We start from the raw sequence: 13,092 nt of genomic DNA, 5'->3' as shown, positions 1-13,092 counted from the left end.
GGCGACCCTCGGGTCGCCGTTTTTTTATGCCTTGCGCCCGTTCAAAATCAGCAGCGTCAACACGCCCGCCACAATCCCCCAAAACGCCGACCCGATAGAAAACAACGTCAAGCCTGACGCAGTGACCATAAAGGTGATCAGCGCCGCTTCGCGTTCCTTCGGCTCATTCATGGCGATGCTCAAGCCATTGATGATCGAGCCAAACAACGCCAGCGCCGCAATCGACAGCACCAGCTCCTTGGGCAAGGCTGCGAACAATGCCGCCAGGGTCGCGCCAAATACCCCGGCAATGCCGTAGAACACCCCGCACCACACGGCAGCGGTGTAGCGCTTGTTGCGGTCTTCATGGGCATGCGGCCCGGTGCAGATGGCTGCACTGATCGCCGCTAAATTGATCCCGTGGGAGCCGAAGGGTGCGAGCACCAACGAGGCCAGGCCAGTCACTGTGATCAATGGCGAGGCGGGCACGCTGTAGCCGTCGGCGCGCAACACGGCGACGCCGGGCATGTTCTGCGAGGTCATCGCCACCACGAACAGCGGGATGCCGATGCTGATGGTTGCCGCCAGCGAAAAGTGCGGCGTGGTCCATACCGGCGTTGCCACTTCCAGGTGAAAGTGGCTGAAATCCAGCAGCCCCATCAAGCCCGACAGCACGCTGCCGATCACCAGCGCAGCCAGCACCGCATAACGCGGCGACAGACGCTTGATGATCAGGTAAGTAAAAAACATCCCCAGCACCAGCCCGGTGCGATGTTGGGCGGCGACGAAAATCTCGCTGCCGATCTTGAACAGAATGCCCGCCAGCAAGGCCGCCGCCAGCGATGCCGGAATGCGCTTGACGAGTTTTTCGAAGCTGCCGGTCAGCCCGCAAAGCGTCACCAGCACTGCGCAGGTGATGTAGGCGCCAATCGCTTCGCCGTAACTCACGCCGCCCAGGCTTGTGATCAGCAACGCCGCGCCCGGCGTCGACCACGCAATGGTGATCGGCGTGCGATAGCGCAGCGACAGGCCGATGCTGCACACCGCCATGCCGATGGAAATGGCCCAGATCCACGAGGAAATCTGCGCCGTGGTCAGCCCGGCGGCTTGACCCGCCTGGAACATCAGCACCAGCGAACTGGTGTAGCCGGTCAGCATCGCAATAAAGCCTGCGACAACGGCCGACGCAGAGGTGTCGGCCAGCGGGCGCAACGGCGCTTGGGTGGCGTCGGTCATGGGGCGGTGTTCCTTTTACCTGGGTGTTTGCCGGTGAAGGCGCAGATTCAAGCCTAAACTTAAACGCAGCGAGCCATTGCGATACAGCCGGGGCCGCAAACAGCCGTACAGTGTGTTGGCGCATTCGGTTGTGTACAATATGCCGTGTTTTTAGGTGATACTTGCCAGCGGCTCGCCGTTGCCGTATTACCGTTAATTCGCCGCCGTTCTCCAAACCCGAGTGCCCATGAACGAACAGTTGCAACCTCTCAAGAAACAACCGCGGGCCGGCAAGGTCGGTCGCACCGGAACCCAGGACGACATCGTCTACGCGCATATCTTCGAGGCAATCCTTGAACAGCGCCTGGCACCCGGAACCAAATTGAGTGAAGAGGCACTGGGCGAAATCTTTGGCGTCAGCCGCACCATCATTCGCCGAGCGCTGTCGCGCCTGGCCCATGAAGGCGTGGTGTTGCTGCGGCCCAATCGCGGCGCGGTAGTGGCCAGCCCGAGTGTCGAAGAAGCGCGTCAGGTGTTCCTGGCCCGGCGTCTGGTCGAGCGGGCAATCACGGAGTTGGCGGTGCAGCACGCTACCGCCGAGCAGTTGGCCGAGTTGCGCCAGATGGTCAACGACGAGCGCGACAGCTTCTCGCGTGGCGATCGCGGTGCCGGTATCCGCCTCTCCGGCGAATTCCATTTGAAGTTGGCAGAAGCGGCAAAAAACGCACCGCTGATCAGCTTCCAGCGCAGCTTGGTGTCGCAGACCTCGTTGATCATTGCCCAGTACGAAAGCGGCAACCGCTCGCACTGTTCCTACGATGAACACACCCAGTTGATCGATGCGATCGAAGCGCGGGACGCGGTGCTGGCGGTGAACCTGATGATGCACCACATGGATCACATCGACAGCAAACTCAACCTCGATGAGGAAAGCGCGTCGGATGATTTGCACGCGGTGTTCTCGCACCTGTTGCAGACCAAAAAGCCAGGGCGCTCCTCAGTAAAACTATAATTTCCCTGACTCACCAGGGCCAAGAAATGTGGGAGCGGGCTTGCTCGCGAATACGGAGTGTCAGTCACCAGATGCATTGACTGATCTACCGCATTCGCGAGCAAGCCCGCTCCCACATTTGTTTTTCGGTGTGCTTTAGATCAGCGTTGATGCACGAGATTGCCGGCCGCGTAGGTCTGCAGAATCGTGCGGTCATCCCCCAGCGTCATCAACACAAACAAGGTCTCGGCAATGCTGTTCGCTTGCTTCAAGCGATAGCTGAGCAGCGGCGTCGCGTTGTAGTCCAGCACTAAAAAGTCTGCGTCGGTGCCTGGCTGCAAGGTGCCGATCTTGTCTTCCAGGCGCAGCGCCCGTGCACCGCCCAGCGTGGCCAGGTACAGCGACTTGAATGGGCTCAACCGTGCGCCCTGCAACTGCATGACCTTGTACGCTTCGTTCAGCGTTTGCAGGAGCGAGAAGCTGGTACCGCCGCCGACGTCCGTGCCCAGGCCCACGTTCAACTTGTGTTTCTCGGCCATCGGCAGGTTGAACAAACCACTGCCGAGGAACAGGTTTGAGGTCGGGCAGAACGCCACCGCCGAACCGGTTTGCGCCAGCCGTGCGCACTCGTCATCACACAGGTGTACGCCGTGGGCGAACACCGAGCGTTCACCGAGCAATTGGTAGTGGTCGTACACATCCAGGTAGCCGCTGCGCTCCGGGAACAGCTCCTTCACCCATTCGACTTCCTGGGTGTTCTCACTGATGTGCGTCTGCATATACAAGCCCGGATACTCGCCGAGCAGTTGCCCGGCCAGCGCTAACTGCGCAGGTGTGCTGGTCGGTGCAAAGCGCGGCGTCACCGCGTAGTGCAGGCGGCCTTTGCCGTGCCAGCGCTCGATCAGCGCCTTGCTTTGCTGGTAGCTGGTTTCGGCGGTGTCGGTCAAATAGTCCGGCGCGTTGCGGTCCATCATCACTTTGCCGGCGATCATGCGCAGGTCGAGTTTTTGCGCCGCTTCAAAAAACGCCTCCACCGACTGCGGGTGCACACTGCCAAACACCAGCGCGGTGGTGGTGCCATTGCGCAGCAGTTCCTTGATGAAAATATCCGCGACTTCTTCGGCATGCGCCTGGTCGGCGAACTGGCTTTCACACGGGAACGTGTAGGTGTTGAGCCAGTCCAGCAACTGCTCGCCATAGGCGCCGATCATGCCGGTTTGCGGCAGGTGGATGTGCGTGTCGATCAGGCCGGGGGTGATCAGTGCATCCGGGTAATGCGTCACGGTGATGTCGTCGGGCAGGCTCGCCAGTAAGTCACCGGCGTGGCCCAAAGCGCTGATCTGGCCGTTATCGATCACCAGCAGGCCGTCTTCAAAATACTCATAAGAGGCGTCGACGCCCACCTCGGCAGGGTCGGCGATGCTGTGCAGGATGGCGGCTCGGTAGGCTTTGCGAGTCAAAGGCATGGTTATCTCAATTCTTGGCAACAGAAGCTTGGCTGCGGCGTGAAGCCGGCAGCAGTTTGGCAATCGGTTCGGCGCTCGCAGTGTGCTGGCCGAAATTCGCGTTATAGGTGGCGATGATTTCACCGGCGATAGAGATGGCAATCTCCACCGGCAATTTGCCCTTGACCTCGCTGAGGCCCATGGGGCAACGCATGCGTTGCATGTGCGCGGTGTCGAAACCGCGATCACGCAGGCGGTGTTCGAACTTGACCCGTTTGGTCTTTGAGCCGATCAGGCCGAAGTAGGTAAAGTCATTGCGCTTGAGCAGCGCGGCGGTCAGTTCCAGGTCCAGCGCGTGATTGTGGGTCATGACGATGCAGTAACTGCCCACGGGCAAGTCGGCAATTTCGTCGAGCGGGTCTTCGCTGACGATTTTACGCACGCCTTGCGGGATATGTTGCGGAAACTCCTGATCACGCGAATCGATCCAGCGTATCCGGCACGGCAGGCTGGCCAGCAGCGGCACCAGCGCGCGGCCAACATGGCCTGCGCCAAACACCGCGATCTGCGCCTGCACCTGGCCCATCGGTTCGAACAGCAGCACGGTCACGCCGCCGCAGCATTGGCCCAGACTCGCGCCGAGGCTGAAGCGCTCCAGATGAGTGTTCTGTTGGCCGCGCAAGAGCATGTCGCGGGCGGTCTGCATCGCCTTGTATTCCAGGTGCCCACCACCGATGGTGTCGAAGGTCTGCGCGGCGCTGATGACCATCTTCGAACCGGCATTGCGTGGCGTAGAGCCGAGCTCTTCGATGATGGTCACCAGTACGCAGGGCTCACCCTGGTTTTGCAGGTCGGCAAGGGCGCTGATCCAGTTGTTCATGTTTACCTCAACATTTCTGTTGTCAGTTCGGCCGTCATCGGGAGCAAGCCCCCTCCCACATTTAGAGCTGCGAGTACATTCCTGTGTGGGAGGGGGCTTGCCCCCGATGGCGGCGCCTCGATCTAAAGCGAAGCCATCTCGGTATCAGCCCCAACCACCTTCGCCACAGTCAATTGGCGCATCTGCTCGCACCCCCACAACACCCGCTCGGGCGTGGCTGGCGCGTCAATCTTCGGCTGATGTCGATAGTCGCCCAAGCTCGCCACGGCGTCCTTGATCGCACACCACGAGGCAATGCCGAGCATAAATGGCGGCTCGCCCACGGCCTTGGAATGGAACACCGTGTCTTCCGGGTTCTTGCGGTTTTCCACCAGCTTCACGCGCAAATCCAGCGGCATGTCCGCGACGGCGGGGATCTTGTAGCTGGCCGGCCCGTTGGTCATCAACTTGCCTTTGTTGTTCCACACCAGCTCTTCCATGGTCAGCCAGCCCATGCCCTGGATAAAGCCGCCCTCGACCTGGCCGATGTCGATGGCCGGGTTCAGCGAGGCGCCCACATCGTGGAGGATGTCGGTGCGCAGCATCTTGTACTCGCCCGTCAGGGTGTCGACGATCACCTCGCAACAGGCGGCGCCGAACGCAAAATAATAGAACGGCCGACCACGCGCCTGGCTGCGGTCGTAGAAGATTTTCGGGGTTTTGTAGAAGCCGGTACTCGACAGCGACACTTGACCGAAATACGCCTGCTGAATCAGCGCCTCAAACGTCAGGATCTGCTCACGCACGCGCACATGGCCGTTGCGAAATTGCACATCCGCTTCACTCACGTCGTACTTGCGCGCGGCGAATTCCACCAGGCGCTGCTTGATGGTTTCGGCGGCGTTCTGCGCGGCCTTGCCGTTCAGGTCGGCGCCACTGGACGCAGCGGTCGGCGAGGTGTTGGGCACTTTGTCGGTGTTGGTCGCGGTGATCTGCACGCGGTCGATGTCAACCTGGAACACTTCGGCCACCACCTGCGCAACTTTGGTGTTCAAACCCTGGCCCATTTCGGTGCCGCCGTGGTTGAGGTGGATGCTGCCGTCGGTGTAGATATGAATCAGCGCGCCCGCCTGATTGAGGAAGCTGGCGGTGAACGAAATGCCGAATTTAACCGGGGTCAGCGCCAGGCCTTTTTTCAGGATCGGGCTGTGTGCGTTGTACAGCCGAATCGCCTCACGGCGCTCGGCGTATTGGCTGCTGGCCTCAAGCTCGGCGGTCATTTCTTCGAGCATGTTGTGCTCGACGGTCTGGTAATAATGGGTGACGTTGCGCTCGGTCTTGCCGTAGTAATTGGCCTTGCGCACGGCCAGCGGGTCCAGGCCCAGGTGGCGGGCGATGGCGTCCATCACTTCTTCAATGGCGACCATGCCTTGCGGGCCGCCGAAGCCGCGGTAAGCGGTGTTTGAGGCGGTGTTGGTCTTGCAGCGATGGCCGTTGACGGTGGCGTCGCCCAAGTAGTACGCGTTGTCGGCGTGGAACATTGCGCGGTCGACAATCGAGTTCGACAGGTCCGGCGAGCAGCCGCAGTTACCTGCCAATTCCAGGTTGATGCCGTGCAGGCGGCCGCTGTCGTCAAAGCCCACATCGTATTCAATATAGAAGGGGTGACGCTTGCCGGTCATCAGCATGTCTTCGACGCGCGGCAGGCGCATTTTGGTCGGCTGGCCGGTGAGGCGCGCGACCACCGCGCACAGGCACGCGGGGCTGGCCGCCTGGGTTTCTTTGCCGCCGAAACCGCCGCCCATGCGGCGCATGTCGACGACGATTTTGTTCATCGACACGTCGAGCACTTCGGCCACCAGCTTCTGCACTTCGGTGGGGTTTTGCGTGGAGCAGTAGACGATCATGCCGCCGTCTTCGGTGGGCATCACCGACGAAATCTGCGTCTCCAGGTAAAAGTGTTCCTGGCCACCGATGTGCAACGTGCCCTGCAGGCGGTTCTTCGCCGTGGCCAGCGCGCCCGCCGAATCACCGCGTTGGTGGGTGTGGCTGTCGAGCACGAAATGCTTGTTGCGAAACGCCTCGACCACGTCCAGCACCGGCTCCAGGTCTGCGTATTCGATCACCGCGGCCATCGCGGCTTTGCGTGCGGTTTCAAGGTCGCGGGCGGCAACCGCCAGCACCACTTGGCCGACGAATTGCACCGTGTCGATGGCCAGCAACGGGTCGCCGGGCAGCAACGGGCCGATGTCTTTCAGGCCCGGCACGTCTGCGTGCGTGATAGCAATGCGCACGCCGTCAAACGCGTAGCAGGGCGCGGTGTCGATGCTGATGATTCTGGCGTGGGCGCGGTCGGACATGCGCGCATACAGGTGCAACTGATTGGGGAATTCCAGGCGGTCGTCAATGTACTGCGCTTCGCCGCTGACGTGCTTGGCGGCGCTGTCATGCTTGACGCTGCGGCCGACGCCGGAGGTCAGGTCCTGGGCAAAAAGCTCGGCGAGTTCGGCCTGGGTTTTTACCACGGCATGATGGTTAGACATAAGCGGTCACCCGAGTCTCGATGTGCGGCGTTTGCAGTTCGATGAAGTATTTGCGCAGCAGGTTTTGCGCGCTGAGCAGGCGGTATTCCTTGCTCGCGCGAAAGTCCGAGAGCGGGGTGAAATCCTCGGCCAGGGCGGCGCAGGCTTTTTCTACGGTGGCCGAATTCCACGTGGCGCCGACCAGCACCGCCTCGCAGCTTTTCGCGCGTTTGGGCGTGGCGGCCATGCCGCCGAAGGCAACACGCGCCTCGCGGATCACGCCGTTCTCAAGCTTCAGGTTGAAGGCCGCGCACACCGCAGAAATATCATCGTCCAGGCGCTTGGAAACCTTGTAGGCGCGAAACAAGGTATGGCCCTTGGGCACGATGATCTTCTCGATGAACTCGCTGTCCTGGCGCGCGGTGACCCGGTAGTCGATAAAGTAGTCTTCCAGCGCCAAGGTGCGGCGCGCGGTGCCTTTGCACAGCACGATTTGCGCGCCCAGCGCGATCAGCAGCGGCGGCGAATCACCAATCGGTGATGCGTTGCCGATATTGCCGCCCAAGGTGCCCTGGTTGCGTATTTGCAGTGAGGCGAAGCGCTGCAACAGCTCGCCAAAATCCGCGTATTCGTGGTGCAGCGCGCTGTAGCAATCAGACAGCGAGGTGGCAGCGCCGATTTCCAGGCGGTCGTCAAACGACTCGATGCGCTTCATCTCCTCGATGTTGCCGACGTAGATCATCACCGGCAAGCTGCGGTGAAACTGCGTCACTTCGAGTGCTAAATCCGTCCCGCCAGCGAGTAGCCGTGCTTGCGGGTAAGCGTCGTAAAGGTCGGCCAGGTCGGCGACGGTCAGCGGCACCAGGCAGCGCTTGTCACCGCTGTTGAGTTCGCCGGTGTGGGTTGGCGCGATGGCTTTAAGGCGAGCAATGGTCTGCGCCTCACGGCTGTCGAACTGGTCTTGAGGCTTGTTGCAGCAGGCCCGTTCGGCAGCCGCCAGAATCGGCCGATAGCCGGTGCAGCGGCACAGGTTGCCGGCCAGCGCTTCATGGGCTTTTTGGCTGTCGGGGGCGTCGCTGTTCTTTTGCAGGGCAAACAACGACATCACAAAACCTGGCGTGCAAAAACCGCATTGCGAGCCATGGCACTCGACCATGGCTTGCTGAACGCTGTGCAGTTGGCCTTGATGTTTGAGGTCTTCGACGCTGATCAGCTGTTTGCCGTGCAATGACGATACAAACGTCAGGCAGGAGTTGAGGCTGCGATAACGCATCTGCTCGGTGCCTTGCGCGTCGCTGTGCAACTCGCCGACCACCACGGTGCACGCGCCGCAATCGCCGCTGGCGCAGCCTTCCTTGGTTCCGGGTTTGCCCACGTGCTCGCGCAAATAGTTGAGCACGGTGAGGTTCGGGTCCAGGCTGTGCTCGCTACGGAGTTCCTGGTTAAGTAAAAACTGGATCACGGAAGGCCTCACAGAGTCATTATTGTTGTAAACCGCATTGCGCCGAATCTAGTCATGTCTGACTTTTCGGTCAATGAGTTTCTGACCTAAGGGTCAAGAAAATCCGATCACAACACCTTTAATTAAAGCCCAGTCTTTCGCAGCCAGTGTTTTTGAAGGCTTTCAGGCTTCTTCTGGTGATTGATCTTTGCTTATTTCATGCCAAATTCGCCAAGGTGGGCGTAGCGCCATCAGCGGGCCAATGCGCTACACTGCCGCGCTTGTACCGATAGAAGATTTCGAAGGGAAAACATGACGTTCAAGGCGCCGGACAGTCTCGCCGAGCAAATCGCTCACCACCTCGCCGAACGTATTATTCGCGGCGATCTCAAGCCTGGAGAGCGGATCCAGGAGCAGAAGGTCACGCTGGCGCTGAATGTCAGCCGTGGTTCCGTGCGTGAAGCCTTATTGATCCTTGAACGCCGCCACCTCGTCGCGATCCTGCCGCGCCGTGGCGCCCACGTTACCGAACTTACCGCGCACAAGGTGCAGAGCCTGTGCACGCTGATGGGCGAGCTGTACATCCTGCTGGGCAATGCGGTTGCCGAGGGTTGGCAGGTGCAGGCCGACATGGCGCCGTTCCTGCACATCCAGCAACGCCTGGTGAGCAGTTTCGAGCGTGAGGACATCCGCGCCTTCGTCGAAGAAAGCTTCAACGTGATGCGTGCTGCGTACCCGTTCGCCAATAACCCGTATTTGCAGGAAACCGTCGATAACCTGCAACCGGCGATGAGCCGCGCCTATTACCTGGCGCTGGACCAGCGCAAGGCAGAGATGAGCGAGTACCTGGCATTGTTTGAGCAATTGCTCGCGGCCGTGCTGGCGCGTGACTTTGCGCAGATTCGCCTGGTGCTGTCGGCCTACTGCCACCGCAGCAGCTCGTTGGTCATCGCTGCGTTGGCGGACGCCTAAACATGCGGCTCAAGTGCATCAAACTGGCGGGGTTCAAATCCTTCGTCGACCCGACCACGGTGAACTTCCCCAGTAACATGGCGGCGGTGGTGGGGCCCAATGGCTGCGGCAAGTCGAACATCATCGACGCCGTACGCTGGGTGATGGGCGAGAGCTCGGCGAAAAACCTGCGTGGCGAGTCGATGACCGACGTCATCTTCAACGGCTCCACCAGCCGCAAGCCCGTTAGCCAGGCCAGCATCGAACTGGTGTTTGATAATTCCGACGGCACGCTGGTCGGCGAATACGCGGCGTACGCGGAAATTTCCATCCGCCGCAAAGTCACGCGCGACAGCCAGAACAGCTACTTTCTCAACGGCACCAAGTGCCGCCGCCGCGACATTACCGATATTTTCCTCGGCACCGGCCTCGGCCCGCGCAGCTACTCGATCATCGAGCAGGGCATGATCTCCAAGCTGATCGAAGCCAAGCCCGAAGACCTGCGTAATTTTATTGAAGAAGCGGCCGGCATCTCCAAGTACAAGGAGCGCCGCCGCGAAACCGAAAACCGTATCCGCCGCACCCACGAAAACCTCGCCCGCCTGACCGACCTGCGCGAAGAGCTGGAGCGTCAACTTGAGCGACTGCACCGCCAGGCCCAGGCCGCCGAGAAGTATCAGGAATACAAAGGCGAAGAGCGCCAGCTCAAGGCGCAACTGTCGGCGTTGCGCTGGCAGGCACTGAACGATCAGGTGGGCCAGCGCGAAGCAATTATCGGCACCCAGGAAATCAGCTTTGAAGCGTTGGTGGCCGAACAACGCAATGCCGACGCGAGTATCGAGCGCCTGCGCGACGGGCACCATGACCTGTCCGAGCGCTTCAATCTGGTGCAGGGGCGCTTCTATTCGGTGGGCGGCGATATTGCCCGCGTCGAGCAAAGCATCCAGCACGGCCAGCAGCGGCTGCGCCAGTTGCAGGATGATTTGAAGGAAGCCGAGCGCGCGCGCCTCGAAACCGAATCGCACTTGGGCCATGACCGTACTTTATTGCTGACCCTCGGCGAAGAGCTGGACATGCTCACCCCCGAGCAGGAAATCACCAGTGCTGCTGCCGAAGAAGCAGCCGCAGCACTGGAAGAATCCGAAACCACCCTGCACGGTTGGCAGGAGCGCTGGGACACCTTCAACCTGCACTCCGCCGAACCGCGGCGTCAGGCCGAGGTGCAGCAGTCGCGCATCCAACAGCTGGAAACCAGCATGGAGCGCTTGGCCGAACGCCAGCGCCGTTTGCAGGATGAGCGCGTATTGCTCGCCGCCGACCCGGAAGACGCGGCGATCATGCAGTTGAGCGAGCAACTGGCCGAAAGCGAGATGACGCTGGAGGAGTTGGAAGCCAGCGAAGAACAGCAAGTGGAGCGCCTGGAGCAATTGCGTCAGCAACTGCACCACGCGACCCAGGCCCAGCAGCAAGCGCAGGGCGATTTGCAGCGGCTGAACGGCCGTTTGGCCTCGCTTGAAGCGTTGCAGCAAGCCGCGCTCGACCCCGGCACCGGCACTGCCGAATGGCTGCGCGACCAGCACTTGGCCGAGCGCCCACGCCTGGCTGAAGGCTTGACAGTAGAAGCGGGTTGGGAGCTGGCGGTAGAGACCGTGCTCGGCGCCGACCTGCAAGCCGTACTGGTGGATGACTTTGGCGACTTTGACCTGGCCGGGTTTGCCCAAGGCGATTTGCGCTTGCTCAGCCCGGCCGCCGATGGCAGCCGCGTGCCCGGCAGTTTGCTCGACAAGGTCGAGGCGGCGATTGACCTGTCGCCTTGGCTGGGCCAGGTTCGGCCGGTTGAAACACTTGAGCAGGCCCTGGCCCAGCGCAGGCAACTGGCCGCCGGCGAAAGCCTGATCAGCCGCGACGGCTATTGGGTTGGCCGGCACTTTTTGCGCGTGCGCCGCGCGAGCGATGCGCAAAGCGGTGTATTGGCGCGCGGCCAGGAAATCGTCAGCCTGAGCGCCGAACGCGAAGAGCGTGAAGCCACCCTCGAAAGCCTTGAAACCGAACTGCAAACCCTGCGCGCCACGCAGCGCCAGCAAGAGACCGGCCGCGAACACCTGCGCCGCCTGTTGCAGGACGAAGCACGCCAGCAAGGCGAGCTGAAAGCACAATTGTCGGCGAGCAAGGCCAAGGTCGAGCAATTGACCCTGCGCCGCACGCGCCTCGACGAAGAGGTCGTGGAAATGGCCGAGCAGCGCGCCCTCGAACACGAGCAAATCGGCGAAGCGCGCCTGCAGTTGCAAGACGCCCTCGACAGCATGGCCCTCGACACCGAGCAGCGTGAGCTGCTGTTAGCGGAGCGCGACAGCCTGCGCGAACGCCTCGACCGCGTGCGCCAGGAAGCCCGCCAGCACAAGGACCACGCGCACCAATTGGCAGTGCGCCTCGGCTCGTTGCGCGCTCAACACACGTCCACCGCCCAAGCGCTTGAGCGCCTGGAGATGCAGTCTGAACGCCTCACCGAAAAGCGCGAGCAACTGAGCCTCAACCTGGAAGAGGGCGAAGCGCCGCTTGAAGAGCTGCGGCTCAAGCTTGAAGAGCTACTCGATAAGCGCATGACGGTCGACGAAGAACTCAAGACTGCGCAGATCGCCCTAGAAGATGCCGACCGCGAACTGCGTGATGCCGAAAAGCGCCGCACCCAGGCCGAGCAGCAATCGCAACTGATTCGCGGCCAACTCGAACAACAGCGCATGGAATGGCAAGCCTTGACCGTGCGCCGCAAAACCCTGCAAGACCAATTGCTGGAAGACGGCTACGACCTGCATGGCGTACTCAATACGCTGACCGCCCAGGCCAACGAAAAAGATGCCGAAGAAGAACTAGAGCGCATTGCGGCACGTATCCAACGGCTGGGCGCGATCAACCTTGCGGCCATTGATGAATACCAGCAGCAGTCCGAGCGTAAACGCTATCTGGACGCGCAGAACGCCGACTTGGTCGAAGCGCTGGACACCCTGGAAAACGTGATTCGCAAGATCGACAAGGAAACGCGTAATCGTTTCAAAGATACCTTTGATCAGATTAATGGCGGTTTACAGGCGTTATTCCCGAAAGTTTTCGGCGGTGGCAGCGCTTACTTGGAACTGACGGGCGAAGATCTACTCGATACAGGGGTGACGATCATGGCGCGGCCGCCGGGCAAGAAGAACAGCACCATCCATTTGTTGTCCGGTGGTGAAAAAGCCCTGACCGCATTGGCGCTGGTATTTGCCATCTTCAAGCTGAACCCGGCGCCGTTTTGCATGCTCGACGAAGTTGATGCGCCGCTGGATGACGCAAACGTCGGGCGCTATGCGCGGTTGGTCAAAGAGATGTCGCAGACCGTGCAGTTCATCTACATCACGCACAACAAGATCGCCATGGAAATGGCGGACCAGTTGATGGGCGTCACGATGCACGAGCCGGGTTGTTCGCGCTTGGTGGCGGTGGATGTGGAAGAGGCGATGGCGATGGTGGACGCCTAGCGGCGTAGCGGCAAGCGGCAAGCTACAAGCGGCAAGCGGCAAGCGGCAAGCTACAAGCTACAAGCTACAAGCTACAAGCTACAAGCGAAAAGCCGACTCACTTGTAGCTTGCAGCTTGCGGCTTGTAGCTATCATCTTGTAGCTATCACCTTGTAGCTCACCGTTGGCGAGGTTAGT

The 13,092-nt window shown here is 60.8% G+C and carries 8 protein-coding genes; 3 read left to right on the top strand and 5 right to left on the bottom strand.

The genetic code is table 11. The annotated features are described in order from the left end of the window. Positions 1 to 24 precede the first annotated feature (24 nt). On the bottom strand, positions 25 to 1,215 hold the full coding sequence (locus AO240_RS26740) for a benzoate/H(+) symporter BenE family transporter (RefSeq protein ID WP_099240644.1): 1,191 nt from the start codon (positions 1,213 to 1,215) through the stop codon (positions 25 to 27). A 226-nt stretch (positions 1,216 to 1,441) separates the two neighbouring features. Here AO240_RS26740 and AO240_RS26735 point away from each other — a divergent pair, with 226 nt between their 5' ends. Then, positions 1,442 to 2,206, top strand: coding sequence for a GntR family transcriptional regulator (locus AO240_RS26735; protein ID WP_058412252.1), 765 nt, complete (start codon positions 1,442 to 1,444; stop codon positions 2,204 to 2,206). A gap of 140 nt (positions 2,207 to 2,346) precedes the next feature. Here AO240_RS26735 and guaD read toward each other — a convergent pair whose 3' ends face one another. The 4 genes from guaD to xdhA all read right to left on the bottom strand — a co-directional run bounded on the left by guaD (position 2,347) and on the right by xdhA (position 8,473). Then, positions 2,347 to 3,651, bottom strand: coding sequence for a guanine deaminase (gene guaD, locus AO240_RS26730; protein ID WP_099240641.1), 1,305 nt, complete (start codon positions 3,649 to 3,651; stop codon positions 2,347 to 2,349). A 7-nt stretch (positions 3,652 to 3,658) separates the two neighbouring features. Next, the gene (gene xdhC / locus AO240_RS26725) at positions 3,659 to 4,510 is read right to left on the bottom strand and encodes a xanthine dehydrogenase accessory protein XdhC (RefSeq protein WP_099240639.1); all 852 of its coding nucleotides are present in this window, start codon (positions 4,508 to 4,510) and stop codon (positions 3,659 to 3,661) included. 122 nt (positions 4,511 to 4,632) lie between these two features. Then, positions 4,633 to 7,032, bottom strand: coding sequence for a xanthine dehydrogenase molybdopterin binding subunit (gene xdhB / locus AO240_RS26720; protein ID WP_099240637.1), 2,400 nt, complete (start codon positions 7,030 to 7,032; stop codon positions 4,633 to 4,635). Beyond that, positions 7,025 to 8,473 carry a xanthine dehydrogenase small subunit gene (gene xdhA, locus AO240_RS26715; RefSeq protein ID WP_099240634.1) on the bottom strand — a complete coding sequence of 483 codons (1,449 nt, stop codon included), beginning with the start codon at positions 8,471 to 8,473 and terminating at the stop codon, positions 7,025 to 7,027. The genes xdhB and xdhA overlap by 8 nt, the downstream gene beginning before the upstream one ends. A gap of 291 nt (positions 8,474 to 8,764) precedes the next feature. Here xdhA and AO240_RS26710 point away from each other — a divergent pair, with 291 nt between their 5' ends. Further along, positions 8,765 to 9,424: a GntR family transcriptional regulator gene (locus AO240_RS26710; protein WP_099240631.1), complete on the top strand. Its 660-nt coding sequence runs from the start codon at positions 8,765 to 8,767 to the stop codon at positions 9,422 to 9,424. A gap of 2 nt (positions 9,425 to 9,426) precedes the next feature. Further along, entirely contained in the window at positions 9,427 to 12,915 is a 3,489-nt protein-coding gene (gene smc / locus AO240_RS26705; protein ID WP_099240629.1) for a chromosome segregation protein SMC, read from the top strand. Positions 12,916 to 13,092: the final 177 nt, after the last annotated feature.

This window comes from Pseudomonas sp. ICMP 460, from assembly GCF_002723595.1.
GTDB lineage: Bacteria > Pseudomonadota > Gammaproteobacteria > Pseudomonadales > Pseudomonadaceae > Aquipseudomonas > Aquipseudomonas kitaguniensis.
Note: the sequence above shows the minus strand (reverse complement) of the source record. Positions and strands in the feature narration are given on the sequence as shown.